This is a genomic window from Vibrio sp. SG41-7 (assembly GCF_014164465.1).
Lineage (GTDB): Bacteria > Pseudomonadota > Gammaproteobacteria > Enterobacterales > Vibrionaceae > Vibrio > Vibrio splendidus.
Genome location: NZ_JACJFF010000002.1, coordinates 15,704 through 32,175 on the forward strand (window position 1 = coordinate 15,704; position 16,472 = coordinate 32,175).

17 protein-coding genes are annotated in these 16,472 nt (G+C 45.2%); 9 read left to right on the top strand and 8 right to left on the bottom strand.

The window, feature by feature from the left end; genetic code table 11:
• The gene (locus tag H5300_RS00705) at nt 1–444 is read right to left on the bottom strand and encodes a GatB/YqeY domain-containing protein (protein WP_009847797.1); all 444 of its coding nucleotides are present in this window, start codon (nt 442–444) and stop codon (nt 1–3) included.
• A gap of 25 nt (nt 445–469) precedes the next feature.
• Nucleotides 470–685 (bottom strand): 30S ribosomal protein S21, encoded by a 216-nt coding sequence (rpsU, locus tag H5300_RS00710; protein ID WP_004396009.1) that lies wholly within the window; start codon nt 683–685, stop codon nt 470–472.
• 258 nt (nt 686–943) lie between these two features.
• Between rpsU and tsaD the strand changes: the two genes are divergently transcribed.
• Nucleotides 944–1,960: a tRNA (adenosine(37)-N6)-threonylcarbamoyltransferase complex transferase subunit TsaD gene (tsaD, locus tag H5300_RS00715; RefSeq protein WP_004735972.1), complete on the top strand. Its 1,017-nt coding sequence runs from the start codon at nt 944–946 to the stop codon at nt 1,958–1,960.
• 178 nt (nt 1,961–2,138) lie between these two features.
• Nucleotides 2,139–2,954: an alpha/beta fold hydrolase gene (locus H5300_RS00720; protein ID WP_108121688.1), complete on the top strand. Its 816-nt coding sequence runs from the start codon at nt 2,139–2,141 to the stop codon at nt 2,952–2,954.
• A gap of 91 nt (nt 2,955–3,045) precedes the next feature.
• On the opposite strand, the gene plsY is transcribed toward H5300_RS00720, so the two are convergent.
• The gene (gene plsY, locus H5300_RS00725; protein WP_004735970.1) at nt 3,046–3,642 is read right to left on the bottom strand and encodes a glycerol-3-phosphate 1-O-acyltransferase PlsY; all 597 of its coding nucleotides are present in this window, start codon (nt 3,640–3,642) and stop codon (nt 3,046–3,048) included.
• A 138-nt stretch (nt 3,643–3,780) separates the two neighbouring features.
• On the opposite strand from plsY, the gene folB reads away from it, so the two are divergent.
• The 3 genes from folB to H5300_RS00740 are packed head-to-tail and all read left to right on the top strand — an operon-like array spanning nt 3,781 to nt 5,438.
• The gene (gene folB, locus H5300_RS00730; protein ID WP_004735969.1) at nt 3,781–4,140 is read left to right on the top strand and encodes a dihydroneopterin aldolase; all 360 of its coding nucleotides are present in this window, start codon (nt 3,781–3,783) and stop codon (nt 4,138–4,140) included.
• On the top strand, nt 4,137–4,619 hold the full coding sequence (gene folK, locus H5300_RS00735) for a 2-amino-4-hydroxy-6-hydroxymethyldihydropteridine diphosphokinase (RefSeq protein WP_182795251.1): 483 nt from the start codon (nt 4,137–4,139) through the stop codon (nt 4,617–4,619). The genes folB and folK overlap by 4 nt, the downstream gene beginning before the upstream one ends.
• A gap of 15 nt (nt 4,620–4,634) precedes the next feature.
• Nucleotides 4,635–5,438: an undecaprenyl-diphosphate phosphatase gene (locus H5300_RS00740; protein WP_004735967.1), complete on the top strand. Its 804-nt coding sequence runs from the start codon at nt 4,635–4,637 to the stop codon at nt 5,436–5,438.
• 88 nt (nt 5,439–5,526) lie between these two features.
• Here the strand turns inward: H5300_RS00740 and H5300_RS00745 are convergent, their stop codons facing one another.
• Nucleotides 5,527–6,843 (bottom strand): multifunctional CCA addition/repair protein, encoded by a 1,317-nt coding sequence (locus tag H5300_RS00745; protein ID WP_182795252.1) that lies wholly within the window; start codon nt 6,841–6,843, stop codon nt 5,527–5,529.
• A 36-nt stretch (nt 6,844–6,879) separates the two neighbouring features.
• Here H5300_RS00745 and H5300_RS00750 point away from each other — a divergent pair, with 36 nt between their 5' ends.
• Together H5300_RS00750 and H5300_RS00755 are read left to right on the top strand one after the other, a co-directional pair.
• Nucleotides 6,880–8,550, top strand: a complete 1,671-nt coding sequence (locus H5300_RS00750) for an ExeA family protein (protein WP_182795253.1) — start codon at nt 6,880–6,882, stop codon at nt 8,548–8,550.
• Entirely contained in the window at nt 8,550–9,533 is a 984-nt protein-coding gene (locus H5300_RS00755; protein WP_182795254.1) for a general secretion pathway protein GspB, read from the top strand. Before H5300_RS00750 ends, H5300_RS00755 begins: the two co-directional genes overlap by 1 nt.
• 128 nt (nt 9,534–9,661) lie before the next feature.
• On the opposite strand, the gene H5300_RS00760 is transcribed toward H5300_RS00755, so the two are convergent.
• From H5300_RS00760 to H5300_RS00770, 3 genes are all read right to left on the bottom strand, one after another.
• Nucleotides 9,662–10,273, bottom strand: a complete 612-nt coding sequence (locus tag H5300_RS00760; protein WP_017080238.1) for a TIGR04211 family SH3 domain-containing protein — start codon at nt 10,271–10,273, stop codon at nt 9,662–9,664.
• A gap of 205 nt (nt 10,274–10,478) precedes the next feature.
• Nucleotides 10,479–11,741, bottom strand: a complete 1,263-nt coding sequence (locus tag H5300_RS00765; protein WP_017080239.1) for an inorganic phosphate transporter — start codon at nt 11,739–11,741, stop codon at nt 10,479–10,481.
• A gap of 128 nt (nt 11,742–11,869) precedes the next feature.
• On the bottom strand, nt 11,870–12,550 hold the full coding sequence (locus tag H5300_RS00770) for a TIGR00153 family protein (RefSeq protein WP_004735960.1): 681 nt from the start codon (nt 12,548–12,550) through the stop codon (nt 11,870–11,872).
• 207 nt (nt 12,551–12,757) lie between these two features.
• Here H5300_RS00770 and H5300_RS00775 point away from each other — a divergent pair, with 207 nt between their 5' ends.
• Complete coding sequence (locus H5300_RS00775; RefSeq protein ID WP_017077663.1) at nt 12,758–14,275, top strand: inorganic triphosphatase; 1,518 nt, start codon at nt 12,758–12,760, stop codon at nt 14,273–14,275.
• A 51-nt stretch (nt 14,276–14,326) separates the two neighbouring features.
• Here the strand turns inward: H5300_RS00775 and H5300_RS00780 are convergent, their stop codons facing one another.
• Complete coding sequence (locus tag H5300_RS00780) at nt 14,327–15,076, bottom strand: potassium channel family protein (RefSeq protein WP_004735958.1); 750 nt, start codon at nt 15,074–15,076, stop codon at nt 14,327–14,329.
• 97 nt (nt 15,077–15,173) lie between these two features.
• Between H5300_RS00780 and H5300_RS00785 the strand changes: the two genes are divergently transcribed.
• Nucleotides 15,174–16,430 carry a methyl-accepting chemotaxis protein gene (locus H5300_RS00785; RefSeq protein ID WP_102501010.1) on the top strand — a complete coding sequence of 419 codons (1,257 nt, stop codon included), beginning with the start codon at nt 15,174–15,176 and terminating at the stop codon, nt 16,428–16,430.
• Nucleotides 16,431–16,472 lie beyond the last annotated feature (42 nt).

Consider the following 16,472-nt stretch of genomic DNA (forward strand, 5'->3'; position numbering starts at 1 on the left):
TTAAGCGAGTTTAGAACGAACTAAACCACTAACTTTACCCATATCTGCACGCCCTTGAATTTGTGGTTTCAAGATAGCCATTACTTTACCCATGTCTTGCATGCCCGCAGGTTGAGCTTCTGCAATTGCGCTATCAAGTAGTGCAATAACTTCTTCTTCAGTTAGCGGTTGAGGCATAAAGCCTTCAAGTACCGTAATTTCAGCTTTTTCCACGTCAGCAAGATCTTGACGATTTGCCGATTCATATTGAGCAACAGAATCGCGACGTTGCTTAACCATTTTAACTAATATAGCAATAATGTCGTCGTCGTTCAGAGTGATCCGTTCGTCAACTTCACGTTGCTTAATTGCTGAAAGAGCTAAGCGGATAGTGCCAAGGCGCGGTTTGTCCTTGGCTTTCATCGCTAATTTTTGCTCTTCTTTGAGTTGTTCAATAAGAGCCATAACTCAGTCCTTATGGATTAAGTTATTAGTACAGACGAACGCGACGTGCGTTTTCGCGAGCTAGCTTTTTAGCGTGACGCTTTTGAGCTGCTGCTTTAGCGCGTTTGCGAACTGTAGTTGGCTTTTCGTAATGCTCACGACGACGCACTTCAGAAAGGATACCTGCTTTTTCACAAGAGCGCTTGAAACGACGTAGTGCAACGTCGAACGGTTCGTTTTCACGTACTTTAACTATTGGCATATGCCTTTCACCTCAGGGGTTATTCATTATCGCTGGTTACTCAGTACCAAATCAGAGAAGTTACCCATCGAGCTAACTCTCTATTCGCGTTTGGCCATTAACCAGCTTGATCAAAAATGGTGCGGAATTTTAATCCGATCACAGTGGCTTTGTAAAGCACTTTGTCGATTATAGTCTGTACAATATTTGTTTGAAGAGCTTAGGCAGGGTAATATTGCGCTAATTTCCCATTTTAGACGAAAGCGTGCCGAGAAAATTATGCGCATTATTGGTATTGAAACCTCTTGTGATGAAACAGGAATCGCAATTTATGATGATGAGCAAGGGCTGCTTTCTCATCAGTTATACAGCCAAGTAAAACTGCACGCCGATTACGGTGGTGTGGTACCTGAGCTAGCGTCGCGTGACCACGTAAAAAAAACCATTCCACTGATTAAAGCGGCATTGGCAGAAGCGAACCTAACGTCGAAAGACATTGATGGCGTGGCTTACACTGCTGGTCCCGGTTTGGTTGGTGCATTGCTTGTGGGTGCAACGATTGGTCGCAGTATTGCTTATGCGTGGGGCGTGCCTGCTGTGCCAGTGCACCATATGGAAGGTCACCTTCTTGCGCCAATGTTAGAAGACAATCCTCCACCATTCCCATTTGTTGCTCTGCTGGTTTCTGGCGGTCATACCATGATGGTCGAAGTAAAAGGCATTGGTGAATACCGAATCCTTGGTGAATCGATTGATGATGCGGCGGGTGAAGCATTTGATAAAACCGCGAAGCTGATGGGCTTAGATTACCCGGGTGGCCCGCTGTTATCTCGACTTGCAGAAAAAGGGACTCCGGGGCGTTTTAAGTTCCCACGTCCAATGACCGATCGCCCAGGGTTAGATATGAGCTTTTCTGGTTTGAAAACGTTCGCGGCAAATACCATTCGTGCTAATGACAATGATGACCAAACTCGTGCTGATATTGCTTACGCGTTCCAAGAAGCCGTTTGTGCGACCTTGGTAATCAAGTGTAAGCGTGCCTTGGTAGAGACAGGCATGAAACGTATCGTGATTGCTGGCGGTGTTAGTGCCAACAAACAGCTACGTATTGAGCTTGAAGCGCTGGCGAAGAAAATCGGTGGTGAGGTTTACTACCCACGAACTGAATTCTGTACTGATAACGGTGCGATGATTGCTTACGCGGGTATGCAACGCCTTAAAAATGGTGAAACGGCTGATTTGTCTGTTCATGCCACGCCGCGTTGGCCAATTGACCAACTAGAGCCAATTGCTTAGCTCGTAGCAATCGCTTGGCTAGTAGCAATCGTTCAACGAGAAACCGTCGATCAACAAAAGCTAAGCGCAGAATAAACCAGTGTGTTTCGATAAACGGTCGCCTTGTGCGGCCGTTTTTATATCCTAGCTTACCGACTATGTGTCGATAAATAATTGCTAACAGAGATTAGGGAAGAAAATGAACAAGTTTACAGTAGACAATCAGTCGATGGCGTACCTAGATGAAGGTCAAGGCCCTGTTGTTGTGTTAGGCCACAGCTACCTTTGGGATAGTGCAATGTGGAAACCGCAGATCGATGCATTAAAAACTCAGTATCGCTGTATTGTTCCAGAGCTTTGGTCTCATGGTGAGTCACAAGCTGCACCAGCTTCGATGCGTAACTTGAAAGATTACGCTCAGCACGTTTTGGCTCTGCTTGATCATTTAGATATCGAAGAATTCTCTGTGGTTGGCTTATCGGTTGGCGGTATGTGGGGAACAGAGTTGGCGGAACTTGCACCTGCACGTATTAAATCTTTAGTTCTAATGGATACCTTTGTTGGTTTAGAACCAGAAGTTGCTCATGCTAAATACTTCAGCATGCTAGACACCATTACTCAAACCAAAATGGTTCCTCAACCGATTGTTGAAGCCGTGGTTCCACTGTTCTTCGCCAATGATGCTCAAACAAACTCACCAGCTTTGGTTGAGAGCTTTACTCAGCATTTGTCTGAACTTCAGGGTGATACAGCGGAAGAAGTCGCACGAATCGGTCGAATGGTGTTTGGGCGCCGCGATATGATTGAAGCGGTAGAGAACTTTGCACTGCCTGTTTTGATTGCCGTTGGACAAGAAGATAAGCCGCGTCCGGCACTTGAGTCATACCTAATGCATGATTGCATTACGGGCAGTGAGTTAGTGGTGATTCCTGGTGCTGGTCATATTAGCTCGCTTGAGCAACCAGAGTTTGTGAACACAATGCTGAAGACGTTTTTAGATAAACATCTGCTGTAAGCTCTTAAAGACTGAATAGTATTGATCGACTGAGACTTGTGTCGTTTAAATTTATCTCGGTTTAAAAATGGTTCGGCTTAGACATGACAGTTTAAGCCGATTTTTTTTGCCCGAGTTTTGGTTCACTGCCATCGAGTAGGCGACGAATATTCTGATGGTGACGTAGGACGATCAAACAACACAACATGGCCACAGGCAGTGTGTATTGAGGTTTGACTAACCAAGCGTAGAAAGGTGCTAGCAACACAGTAACCAGTGCCGCTAAAGAAGAATAACGAAACAAAAATGCCACAACCAACCAAGTCGCCATGATCATGCCCGTTAGATCGAACCCAATTGGGGCGATGGCTCCGAGTGCCGTTGCGACGCCTTTACCACCTTTAAAGTGGAAGAATATTGGGTACATATGACCAAGGCATGCAGCAATCGCCACGACGCCTAAAATGATCGAGTCGATGTTGAGGTAGTAGCCAAGCCAGACTGGAATGGTGCCTTTAAGCATGTCACAAAGTAGCACGGCTGCAGCGGCGCCTTTGCCGCCCACACGCAGTACATTGGTGGCCCCTGGATTGTTGGAGCCTACCGTTCTTGGATCAGGAAGTCTTAAGACTCGGCATATCAAGACCGCACTCGAAATTGAACCTAGCAAATAGGCTGCAATGATCATGATAAGTGCCAAAGGGGTCATGTTTTTCCTTAAACGGTTATAAGTCTAACGATGGGAAAATAATGCTCAATCCAAGAGTAATTGATATCATATCTGGAATTACACGAATAATACGTTTTTTTCCCTCATATGGGTATCCGACCTCTAAAAGGACAAGTCATGGCACTGGATAAAGTTTTCATTGAACAGCTAGAAGTAATTACAACGATCGGTGTTTACGATTGGGAACAAGAGATTAAACAAAAACTTGTGCTTGATATTGAAATGGCTCATGACAACCGCCCTGCAGGTAAGAGTGATGATGTTGTCGATGCTTTGGATTACTCGACAGTCAGTACAGCCGTACTTGACCACATTGCGAATGGCCGATTCCTATTGGTTGAGCGTGTGGCAGAAGAAGTCGCTGAATTAATCATGACTCAGTTCTCAGTGCCTTGGATTAAAATCCGTTTAGCGAAGCCTGGCGCAGTGCCACAAGCAAAAGCCGTCGGTGTGATCATCGAACGAGGTCAAGCATGACAATAGCCTATGTTGGTGTTGGCACGAACATAGACCGCGACAAGCATGCAAGGGTGGCATGGACAGAGCTTCAATCGTTAGGGACTAACCTTAAATGCTCTAAGATCTATCATTGTGAGCCTGTAGGGTTTGAAAGCCATTCGTTTTATAACTTTGTGATAGAGCTCGACACGTCACTCTCATTGACTGAATTTTCACAGCAGCTGCGTAAAATTGAGTTTAAATGGGGTCGCTCTCAAGATGCTCATAAACTTCAAGATCGAAAGCTCGATCTTGATATTGTGCTGTTTGGAGACGTGGTTTCTGAAAGCGAACCAGAATTACCACGCAGTGATATCTATAAATATCCTTTTGTAACACAACCACTTTATGATCTGTGTCCTGCGAGAGTGATCCCGCAAGATGGAAGAACCGTCAGTGACATATGGCAGAAGATGCAGCAATTAGATTCGCTCTCTGTCGTAGATATAACACTATAATTTTTAAGGTAAGTAATGAGTTATTTTGAAGCGTTTATGTTGGCGTTGGTGCAAGGCTTTACTGAGTTTTTACCTATTTCCAGTTCTGCACACTTAATCCTTCCTTCTGCTGTATTAGGTTGGGAAGATCAAGGCTTGGCTTTTGATGTTGCGGTCCATGTCGGTACTCTGGCTGCCGTCGTTATCTATTTCCGCAAAGAAGTGGTCTCTCTGTTGAGCGCATTCTTTGGTTCCGTGTTTAAAGGTGATCGTAGTAAAGAAGCGAAGCTCGCGTGGATGATCATTCTCGCGACGATTCCTGCGTGTATCTTTGGTTTGTTGATGAAAGATATTGTTGAGCTTTACTTGCGCAGTGCGTGGGTGATTGCGACGACAACGATTATTTTTGGTTTATTGCTATGGTGGGTGGATAAAAACTCAAGCCTGCGTGATGACGAATACCAAGCGGGTTGGAAAAAGGCGCTGTTTATTGGTCTTGCTCAAGCAATGGCGATCATCCCAGGTACGTCTCGCTCTGGCGCGACGATTACTGCAGCGCTTTACCTTGGTTTCACACGTGAAGCCGCGGCTCGATTCTCTTTCCTAATGTCTATCCCAATCATCACTCTGGCGGGTGGTTACTTAGGTCTGAAGTTAGTGACCAGTGGTGACCCTATCCATGTTGGCACCTTGCTAACGGGTATCGTGGTTTCTTTCATCAGTGCTTATATCTGTATTCACTTCTTCTTGAAGCTGATCTCACGTATGGGTATGACACCGTTTGTTATCTACCGTCTGATTCTAGGTTTTGGTTTGTTTGCTTTCTTGATGATGCAGTAAAAAGCGCTTATGCAGCACCCTACAAGTTGAAACGAAAAACCCGCTTAATCGCGGGTTTTTTAATGTGTGTTTACTAGTGTAATGAAGATTAACTATTAGAGAGTTCTGATAACGCGCGCTCAATCGCAGCAGCTCTGCGCTTCTCTTGTTCTTCTCGAATATCTTTACCTTGAAAACCATCGGCAATAATCGATTTCACTTCGACTTGAAGCGCTGCTTGGTAAGCCACTTCAAAACGCGCTTTTTGAGGGTAAGGCTGATCTTCTAATCCTTTTCGGCCTGCGTGATCGGCTTGGCAGCAAAGCAGTATATCGTCGAGTCTATCTGGCTTACGCCAAACATCGAACTTGTTGAGAACCTTGAGAAAGGTGGTTGGCTTTAACTCTCCAGCACGATGGATATTAGAATGCTGTTCGCACACTAACAACGCGAGGTCTCTGAATTCATTGGGCACTCTGACTCTTTCACACAGTTTCTTAATGATTTTTAAGCCTGTATGGCAATGCATTTTGTGGCTTGGCCACTCGCTTTCTGGCGTGACGCCTTTACCTAAGTCATGCACTTGAGCTGCAAAACGCACGGGTAACGATGAACTTAATAGCGCAGCTTGCTGAGCAACCATCAGAGTGTGAATGCCAGTGTCGATCTCTGGGTGCCATTTTTCAGGTTGAGGCACACCAAACAGAGCGTCAATTTCAGGCAACACAACAGCCAATGCACCGCACTCTTTCAGTACAGAAAGGAACACTTCAGGATGCGGAGTACTAAGAGATTTATGCCACTCCTGCCAAACTCGTTCGGCAGTGAGGTGTGCCAGTTCACCGGATTGCACTATCTCACTCATCATCTCCATGGTTTCAGATGCAACCGTGAAGTTGAGATGATGGAGTTTGGCGGCGAAGCGAGCCACACGCAGCACACGCAGAGGATCTTCAACAAAAGCATCTGAGACGTGTCTTAGAACACGATCAGAGAGATCTTTTTGGCCATGGTAAGGATCGTAAAGCTCGCCTTTGTCATCTTGAGCGATGGCGTTTATCGTTAGATCGCGGCGCATCAGATCTTCTTCCAAGCTCACGTCCGGTGCAAAGTAACACTCGAAACCTGTGTAACCCGAACCTGACTTTCTTTCGGTGCGAGCCAGTGCGTGCTCTTCTTTCGTCTTTGGGTGTAAGAATACGGGGAAGTCTTTGCCCACTGCAGTAAAGCCAAGGTTTTCCATCTCTTGAGGGGTACTCCCTACCACGACCCAATCTCTATCATAACTGTCAATATTGAGCAGCTTATCGCGTACCGCTCCACCGACTAGATAGCGCTGTAGCCCATTGTCTTTTGGTAGGCTATCGTATATTTGCAACTTATCACCTCGAAATGTTTTATCACTGCTGGACTTTACTGCGAGCAATGGTACTTTCCATTAATCGTAATTATAGGGCAGCACATGTATAAGGAATATTTTGGCTTCGTTGAGATGCCATTTTCGATTGTACCAAATTCTCGCTATTTGTTTTTGAGTCAGCGTCATCAAGAAGCGATGCAGAACCTACAAGCTGGTTTAGGCGAGGGTGGGGGCTTTGCTATGCTTACTGGTGAAGTAGGTACAGGAAAAACAACGGTCGCCAAAGCGATGTTGTCATCACTCGATAATCAGACTCAAGCTGGCCTTATACTCAACCCTACGTTTTCCAATACGGATTTACTAGAAGCGATTTGTGATGAGTTTGAGGTGGAATACCCTGAACAAGCATCGCTCAAACAGCTCAGCCAAGCGATTCATTATTTTTTGTTGGATAGCCATGCAGAAGGTATTCAAACCTTATTGGTGATCGATGAGGCACAACACCTTGCTGCTGACGTATTGGAGCAGTTACGCCTTCTGACTAATTTGGAAACCGACAGCCGTAAGTTGTTAAAAGTGCTGTTGGTCGGCCAACCGGAATTACAACAGCACTTACAAACCACTCAATTACGTCAGCTAGCTCAGCGCATTACAGGTCGCTATCACCTACTGCCTCTTAATACTGAAGAAACTGGCAAGTACATCGCGTTTCGTTTGGAAACGGCGGGTGGCGAGCAGATGCTGTTTTCGAATCGTTCAATCAAGCTAATCGCCCAATATACTCATGGTATTCCAAGGCTCATTAACTTGGTGTGTGATAAAGCCCTGCAATTGGCTTTTCATGATGGTGAGCCATTACCGAACAATGAAACGGTTAACCGAGCGTGTCAGCAAGTTATGTCGTTTCAGGCCGATGTGTATCATGTCGAAAAGCCTCGATCTTTTCACGTAGTACCCAAGTTATTCCAATATGCTGGGATTGCTACATTAAGTGTCGGCCTCGCAATGGCGACCTTTAATTTTGCTCCAAGCTATATCAATTCATGGCAGTCGGCTGAGACTTTAAGTGAAATGAAAACAGAAGTGTCTGCACAGGCTCAGCGCTCTTTGGTGGCGAATGAACCTCAGTTGGTTGCTGAGCCAAAACCTTCCAAGTTTGCTTTGCCACAAGATATTCAACAGCACTTGATGCAGGGAACCAATCGTTCTCTCGCTATCAAGGACTTGTATACGCTCTGGGGGTATCAGTCTTCACTGCGTGATGGCTTGTGCTTAAGTGAGCCGCAAAGTGTCTTTGTGTGTGAGCAACAACAGTCAAATTTGGATACATTATTAGAGCTTGGCGTACCCGTGGTTCTTAATCTGGATATCGATCAAGAGCCAGTGTTTGCTGTGCTTTATGGTGCGTCTGAGGAGTCTGTCGAGCTCCTCGTTAACGAAAAGCTCTTGGTGATGCCTAAGCGTACCTTAAAGAAAATCTGGCAAGGTGATTATGTCGCGATTTGGAAACAGCCACTCAGAGAGACGCTCAAAGAGGGTTATCAAGGTGAGGCGATTGCACTACTTGATCTGCTATTGTCTGAAGTTTTGGGTGAAGACGTATCGGGCAGTGATGTATTTGATTATGAGTTAAAAATGAAAATTGAAGCGTTTCAAATGTGGCAAGGGATGTCAGTCGATGGCATTGCAGGAAAACGCACGCTGGCAAGATTACAAAGATTGGCTCAACTCGATTCGCCTAAGTTGATGTCACTCGATGGAGGCGCAAGTTAATGTCACGCATTATGCATGAGCTTAATCAGTCGTCTGCTAAGCAGCCGCCTCTTAACCAAGCGTCTCTTAAACAATCATCTTTTAATAGCCCCAGCTTCAAAGGCTACCAAAACCATCATGTGCCAAGTTCTGTTAAAGGGATTAGCAATAAACGAGGCTCATCGTTAGCCATGGGGCTACTGCTTATCTTGGTGCCTTCTTTGTTGGTGGGTGGTGTTCTGGCTTATCAATCGTATAACCAACAACAAAACTCGGCTAGCCAAGCTGCGTTGGTGATTCTGCCTGAATCAAAACCTCAATCAGGCCTTGAGTCTCAAATCGCTGGTGCTGATATAGCCAATGTGGAGGCTGTGTCAGTGGATGCAGAAGATGAAGTATTATTCGCCGTTCGCCCAGCGCCGGCAAGTCAACCTTTGAAAGCACTGCCACGCCAAGAGGTGTATGCGCAGATTAGCTCTGAAAGTACGAATGTCGCTGGTGGATCTATTGTGCCTGTGGCTAGTTCAGAGAGTAGTGCGCGAACATCAGAAGAGTCAGAGTTATCACTAGCTCAGCAAGAGGTTCAGCCAGGTGTAAGCAATGAGAATACGGCTCTGCAATCGGACAGTGATTTACTGCAAGGGCTAGACCTCAGTGAGTTACCCCCCGATTTGGCCTTAAAGCTTGAATCAATGATGGGTGAGCAACAAAGCGCACCTGAGCCAATGGACTCGCGTCCAGCAGGACAGGTAGGGTCTCAGGTCATTGAGTTGGAAACGCACACCAATAGCTTATCAGGGGTATTACCTAAGTTAGATCTACAAACTCACATGTACTCGAGTAGCGAAACCAAGCGCTGGGTCAAAGTGAATGGTCAAGAAGTGGCGCAAGGGGATTGGATTGGAAGAGACATTCAGTTACTCGAAATTAAGCCGCAATCAGTGATTATCGAGTTCAATCAACAGAAAATAGAAATCCCCGCTCTGTACGAGTGGAAAGGCTAAAAGCTAGAAGTCCAAAAGACTTAGAGAACAGACAAATAAAAAGGAGCACCGAGGTGCTCCTTTTTGATATTCGATACTGAATTTACTCTGTATAGCGCAAGATAAGCCAAACAGGAAAAGCGGTCAGCTTACGACCAGCCGTTTGGTGACTTTCTGCGACGAGGCATGATGTGCGGCAGGATAAGGCCAAGAAGTAGACCAATACCAGCAACACCACCACCGTACATGAAGTACTTCAGCAATAGATCATCTTTTTGTGTGTCTAGCTTAGCGCGTAGCTCACGGTTCTCTGTTTGAGAGCTCGTTAGCTGTTGGCTAATTTCGCTGTAGTTTTGCTCAAGTTCAGCAATTTGCTTGTTACGAGAGTCTAGAGAGCTCGCTAGGCCAGCTTTCTCGCTGTCTGCACTTTGGCGAGCATTTGCAAGCTTGCCTTTTACGTCAGTCAGTTCTTTCTCTAGCTTAGGCATACGCAGAGCCATGCTTTCTTGAGTGCTTACAAACTTACTTTCTACCCAGCCTTTACGGCCGCGGTTGTCTTGAACCTGGGTGTAACCCGTGCTCTTGTTAGTTTGCAGGTAAGTAATCTTTTCACCAGCATCAACACTACCGATGATACGGAATGTGTTGTTTGGGCCAGAATGCATATAAGTAAATAGTTTGTCAGCAATATAACGGTCTTGTGCAAAGGCAGCTGGAGCCGCAAGCATTGCGAGCAAAACTAAGCTAATCAGTTTTTTCACAGTAAATCCCTTAACGATTCAAATTGGGTAGGCGTATGAGTCAGCCTCAATGAGCAAATAATATTTAGTTTCTTTATGCGGTGCAACAAAGAAGGGAGGCAAAGCCTCCCTTTCTGTGCGTTTGAGTCAATAATGACATGGTATTTACATATCATTACCGAAGCTCACCGTTTTCTGACGCTAATATTTACTAACGCCAAGGCTATTACATAGTAAACATAGCCTGAATTGCGTAGAAGAACACAACAGCAAGTAGAGCACCTGCCGGTAGCGTTACAATCCACGAAGCAACGATGTTACGCACAACGCCTAGGTTGAGTGCTGCGATACCACGAGCAAAACCTACACCTAAAACCGCACCAACCAATGTTTGCGTGGTTGAAATCGGAAGGCCAGTACCAGAAGCAAGTACAACTGTACATGCTGTCGCTAGTTGAGCGGCAAAGCCACGGCTAGGTGTTAATTCTGTAATACCAGTACCCACAGTCGCCATTACTTTATGACCCATGGTAGCAAGACCAACAACGATACCAATACCACCTAGTGGAAGAATCCACCATGCGATAGTGCTCTTACCTGAGATTTCACCCATGTGCTCAACCGTTGATACAACAGCAGACAGTGGACCAATCGCGTTAGCTACGTCGTTTGAACCGTGTGCGAATGCCATTGCACAAGCTGTGATAACCATAAGTACGCTGAAGATACCTTCAACGCCAGCAAAGCCATGGTCTTCTTCACGGTTAGCAAATTTCTTTTGAATGTATAAGTAACCGCCAATCATGACTAGAGCAGAAACACCAGCTGCCCATAACCAGGCTTCAGTACCGGTTAGGTGAAGGCCAACGTGCTTAAGACCTTTCTTGATTGTTACAAGTGCAATGACCATGGTAGTAATGAACATGTACACAGGCACAAAACGCTTAGCGTTAAACAACGGATTTTCTGTATCGAATATCAGTCGTTGGGCACTGACAAAAATGAGATAGGCGAAGATGCCGGAAATCAACGGTGTGACAATCCAACTACCCACAATACCTTGAACGCTGTTCCAGTCTACAGCTTCTGTACCTACAGACACACAAGCGAAACCGATGATTGCACCGATGATTGAGTGAGTCGTTGATACTGGCCAGCCCATGTATGATGCTAGAAGCAACCATGTACCAGCAGCTAGTAGCGCCGACATCATGCCGTACACAAGTACGTCAGGTTGATGAGCGAATAGAGACGTTTCGATAACACCTTTACGGATCGTGTCTGTTACTTCGCCGCCCGCAAGATAAGCACCTGCGAATTCAAAGATCATTGCGATAATGATCGCTTGTTTAACGGTTAGAGCTTTAGAGCCTACTGAAGTGCCCATTGCATTCGCAACGTCATTTGCACCAATACCAATAGCCATCAAGAAACCGAAAGCTGCTGCAACAATAATCAGGACAGTGCCGTAGTTAGCAAGGATATCCATCGTAATACCTAGTTGTTTGATAACAAGCGGAACAAATTTAGACGCAAAAAACCGCTCAGCGAGAGGAATACTCAGCGCATAAGTGGTTTGGTTAAAAAATGCTCTTCGTTATATAGTTAGCGTATGATTTAAGATCGAGAAAGCATTACTTCAAGACGAGCGCCTACACGCTGTGCTTGATCTGCAATACCACCAACCCATTCAAGAATTTTGTATAAGAACATGATGTCAACTGGATTCATATCGTCTTCAATCGCCATTAATTGTTGGCGTAATTCGATCTGCATCGCGTCCGTGTCATCTTCAATTACATCTAACTGATGAATCATTTCAGCAACGAGTGTTACTTCACGGCCCTTAAAGCCAGTCTCAAGTAATTCGTCTAATTCATTGATTACGTTTTGTGCTTGGTTCGCTGCATCTAGACAACGTTTAACGTAAGCGATGAAGTTTTCTTGCATTGGAGCAGGAATGACAAGTTGACGACCATATACACGGCCAGCAATGTCTTTCGCTAGGTTTGCGAGTTTGTCTTGTTGAGTTAATAGCTCCAACATATCGGTGCGATCAACTGGCATAAACAAACCACGAGGAAGTTTAAGGCGAATTTCACGTTTTAGTACGTCAGCTTCTTTCTCAAGGTGAGAAATCTGAGCTCGAATTTCTGATGCTTTCTCCCAGTCACCTTTTGAAGAAACTTCAAAGAAATTAACTAGGTGAGAACAACATTCGTTCACGCATACTACGTGACGCTGCAAAGGTTTAATTGGGGACTTTGCAAATAACCCCATAATTGTATTTACTGGCATGGTCATCCAACCTAATAAATAATAACCTTAAAACAACATACACCATATTCATGGTGAAATGTTAAGCGATGGCTACAAAGTCGCGCATGTTAACCTAATCAATGTCTCATTAAAACTGTTTTAGATCATCATAAGGGCGATATTTCTGACTTGCTGAGTTTTCAAATTGGCAATATCCTGTCCCTATCTTCACAGAAAGGTATAACTATGGAAACCGAGATAGAACTGAAGTTTTTTGTTTCTCCTGATTTTTCAGAGACTTTACGCAATAAAATTGCTGAAACTAAAGTACTTCAGCACAGTTGTCGCGAGCTAGGTAACATCTACTTTGACACCCCTGACAACTGGCTACGTAAGCACGATATTGGCTTGCGTATTCGACGTTTTGATGACGTATTTGTACAAACCGTAAAGACCGCTGGTCGTGTGGTTGCTGGTCTGCATCAAAGGCCTGAATACAATGCAGAACACGATAGCAATGAACCTAAGCTAGCCCTACATCCAGAGGATATCTGGCCAGCGGGTAAAGACATCGAAACGTTGCAAGCTGAGCTGACTCCTCTGTTCTCTACCAACTTCACGCGTGAGCAGTGGTTGATTGGTATGCCAGATGGCAGCCAGGTTGAGGTTGCGTTCGACCAAGGCTTTGTTGAGTCAGGCGATCTGCAAGAACCGATTTGCGAAGTCGAACTGGAACTTAAATCGGGTCAAACGGATGCTCTATTTACATTGTCTCGTCAATTCTGCGAACAAGGTGGCATGCGCTTGGGGAATCTCAGCAAAGCTGCTAAGGGTTACCGCCTTGCTCAAGGTTATCAAGGAGATGAAGTCACTCCTTTGACCTTAGTTGATACTGACAAAAGTGATACTGTTGAATCGTGTTTCATTCAATCTTTAGAGCATGCTCTCGCTCATTGGCACTCTCACGAGCAGATTTTTACTGAGCGTCAATCGATTGAAGCGTTACATGAGATAAGCCATTCGCTAAGTTTTATTCGTCAAACCTTCACTATCTATGGTGACATTGTTCCAAGACGCGCGAGTGCTATTTTACGCCAAGAACTTAAGTGGCTTGAGCAAGAACTTGATTGGCTAAAAAGTTATGACCACTTCGAAGATTTGCTCGAAGATAAAGGCCACGTGCTGCGTAAGCTAGATGCACGTAAGTTCTTGGTCGCTGAGCTTAAAGAAATGCAAGAGCAACTGCCAGATCGTGAAGACCTGCTGACCTTATTGAGTTCTGCTCGATACACTGGGTTATTATTAGATCTGAGCCGTTGGATCTTGTCTCGTGGCTGGCAACCTTTCTTAGATGAAAAGGCACGTGAGCAAATGGCTCGTGGTATCGAATGGTTTTCCGTGCAGCAACTCGATCGCACATGGGCCGATTTGATGGAAGCTTTCCCGCCAGAGCGAGTGATGACTAGCCAAGCGTATATTGATCAGCAATACCGTTTGATGCGTAATCTGTATTCTGGCGTTGGTTTCGCGAGTTTGTATGATGACGATGAACGAAATAGCTTCCGCTTGCCATGGGCCGATATGGTGCAAGGCATTGATGACTTGCTGGCACTTAAAACGTTAGAGCCTTTGACTGAGAAATTGGAAGGCGATGAGAAGGTTCAGCTAGAGCGTTGGTTGGCTCGCCAAGAAGTGTCTATTCTGCATGCGATGGAACAGACACGCCAAATCAGTGTTGAGGTTGAGCCATACTGGCAAGACTAAACTCAATACCGGCATCAGTATAAGTATGAATTTGAAAATAGGGCTTCGGCCCTATTTTTTTGTTTGTTGCTCTAGCTTTTCTAGTCGCTCTAGTATTTTCTGTTGTTGCTCTATGATCTTTTCAAGATGCTTCTCTTTGTTTTCTGCTCGTTGATTCTCATGGTGAGTTGGGGAGGTGATCAGAGAAGTAATCAAGCCTGAAATCATACCGAAAACACCCACACCACAAATGATCACCAGAGAGGCGACTAATTTCCCTGAGTTCGTCACGGGGTAATGATCGCCATACCCTACGGTACTGATGGTAACGAAAGCCCACCACAAAGCATCTTGGCCAGTGGTAATGTTGGCATTGGGATCTTTGTGTTCTAACAGAAGTATTGTTCCAGCTCCTATGGTTAGGAGAATAACCAGCAGAAGAATAATCGAGGCGAGCGTGGTTTCTTTGCGATTACGAAAGAGCTCTCTGAAAACACGTTTACCCGAGCGGAGCACAAGAATGACACGCAGGATCTGAAAAATGCGAGCGAAACGAAGTGGTTCGATCATTGGGATGCTTGCTAAGAAATCGATCCAGTGTACTTTTAGATATTCTTTCTTGTTTTGTGATCTCAATAGATCAATCGTGAGCTGAAAAAGAAAAACACTACAGATTATAAAATCGAGGCCGATAAGAACTTGTTTTGATTCTTTATCAATCGGAACGAACAATAAGCCTGAGATCACAAATAACGCTAAGAAAGAGAGAATCAGTGACAATAAGCTCATCGGCTTGGTGGCGTCTTTGGTATTATTCAACATTCATACGAGGCTCAAAATAAATCGCGAACTTTGACTGACATAGCCACCTCGCGGATATAGAAGCCATCAATATATAAGAATTAATGGAGAACTGACAATGACTAAACTGTCATTCAAGCCGTGGGAAAGGATAATCTCTGACGTTCGTCTCGTTCCAAAAATGGTCATGCTGATGATATTCAGCACTATCTTGATCATTTCGAAGCAGCTTTGGGACGCAAGTACGTTTTACGATTCACTGCTTGCTGTCACCAACAATGCGCAAGTCGCACAACAGCATTACGAGACTTACCTCGTTCAAGTGGCTTGGCAAACAGCCTTGATGATCATTGTGTTTGTGGTTCTTCTATTAGCGGCGGCGCGCGTTATGCTTCGCCAGACCCAATACCTTAATGACGCCATTAAAACCATGGCTGACAAGAACCTATCAGTGCCGATTCAAATGGATTGTAAAGATGAATATGGCGATGTGGCACGCGAACTTGAAAAAACTCGCGTCCAACTGAACGACATGATCAAAACTCAAGTGGCTTCTTCAGACGAGTTATTTGCTCTGACAGAAGTGATGACCATTAGCATGTCAGAGACCAAAGATTCGGCTCAAGAAGAGTTCAACGAGATCGATCAGCTAGCGACAGCTATGAGTGAAATGACATCTACCGTGCAAACTGTCGCTGAACATGCGCAAAGTGCTTCTTCATTGACAGAGCAGGCATCAGGCCAAGCATTGACCGGTCAGAAGTTCGTTCAGGGTTCTGTTTCTAAGATGAGTGAGCTATCTTCAGATATCGCAGCATCTGCAGCAGCGGTAAACCAAGTAGAAGAACGCGTTGATTCGATTGGCAGCGTTGTGGGTACTATCCAAGGCATTTCAGAACAAACGAACCTGTTAGCACTGAACGCAGCGATTGAAGCGGCGCGTGCAGGTGAAGCGGGACGTGGTTTTGCGGTTGTTGCTGATGAGGTTCGTAACCTTGCGCAGCGTACTCAACAAGCGACAGTCGAGATTCAAGACATGATCAGTCACCTACAAAGCAGCGCTAATTCTGCCGTAGAGCTGATGGAGAAGAGTGTTGTAGAAGCGGCTGAAGGCGTTGAGCTGGTAACCAATGCTGGTTCAGAGTTGGATGGCATCGTAAGCCAAGTCAACCAAATCAATGATATGAACTTCCAAATCGCGACCGCTGCAGGCCAACAGAGCAGTGTTGCTGAAGAGATGAGTGTCAACCTAACGAATGTTCGTGAGCTTGTTGAAGCGTCTGTCGTGGTCGTTGGTGAACTGTTAGAGACTTCTCAGCTCATGGAAACCAACGCACAAGAACTGGACGGTAAGATTAAACAATTTAAGGTTTAATCATGGGGTCTTGGCCTTTACTCCTCAGAGGTACTTCTAGTA

What these genes read in the sequence shown, in the direction of transcription:
- H5300_RS00750 (WP_182795253.1), top strand. Translation starts at nt 6,880, where the DNA reads ATGTATAAGGAATATTTTGGCTTCGTTGAGATGCCATTTTCGATTGTA.
- H5300_RS00775 (WP_017077663.1), top strand. Translation starts at nt 12,758, where the DNA reads ATGGAAACCGAGATAGAACTGAAGTTTTTTGTTTCTCCTGATTTTTCA.
- H5300_RS00740 (WP_004735967.1), top strand. Translation starts at nt 4,635, where the DNA reads ATGAGTTATTTTGAAGCGTTTATGTTGGCGTTGGTGCAAGGCTTTACT.
- H5300_RS00765 (WP_017080239.1), bottom strand. Translation starts at nt 11,741, where the DNA reads ATGGATATCCTTGCTAACTACGGCACTGTCCTGATTATTGTTGCAGCA.
- H5300_RS00785 (WP_102501010.1), top strand. Translation starts at nt 15,174, where the DNA reads ATGACTAAACTGTCATTCAAGCCGTGGGAAAGGATAATCTCTGACGTT.
- H5300_RS00770 (WP_004735960.1), bottom strand. Translation starts at nt 12,550, where the DNA reads ATGCCAGTAAATACAATTATGGGGTTATTTGCAAAGTCCCCAATTAAA.
- folK (WP_182795251.1), top strand. Translation starts at nt 4,137, where the DNA reads ATGACAATAGCCTATGTTGGTGTTGGCACGAACATAGACCGCGACAAG.
- rpsU (WP_004396009.1), bottom strand. Translation starts at nt 685, where the DNA reads ATGCCAATAGTTAAAGTACGTGAAAACGAACCGTTCGACGTTGCACTA.
- H5300_RS00755 (WP_182795254.1), top strand. Translation starts at nt 8,550, where the DNA reads ATGTCACGCATTATGCATGAGCTTAATCAGTCGTCTGCTAAGCAGCCG.
- plsY (WP_004735970.1), bottom strand. Translation starts at nt 3,642, where the DNA reads ATGACCCCTTTGGCACTTATCATGATCATTGCAGCCTATTTGCTAGGT.
- H5300_RS00720 (WP_108121688.1), top strand. Translation starts at nt 2,139, where the DNA reads ATGAACAAGTTTACAGTAGACAATCAGTCGATGGCGTACCTAGATGAA.
- folB (WP_004735969.1), top strand. Translation starts at nt 3,781, where the DNA reads ATGGCACTGGATAAAGTTTTCATTGAACAGCTAGAAGTAATTACAACG.
- H5300_RS00780 (WP_004735958.1), bottom strand. Translation starts at nt 15,076, where the DNA reads ATGTTGAATAATACCAAAGACGCCACCAAGCCGATGAGCTTATTGTCA.
- tsaD (WP_004735972.1), top strand. Translation starts at nt 944, where the DNA reads ATGCGCATTATTGGTATTGAAACCTCTTGTGATGAAACAGGAATCGCA.
- H5300_RS00705 (WP_009847797.1), bottom strand. Translation starts at nt 444, where the DNA reads ATGGCTCTTATTGAACAACTCAAAGAAGAGCAAAAATTAGCGATGAAA.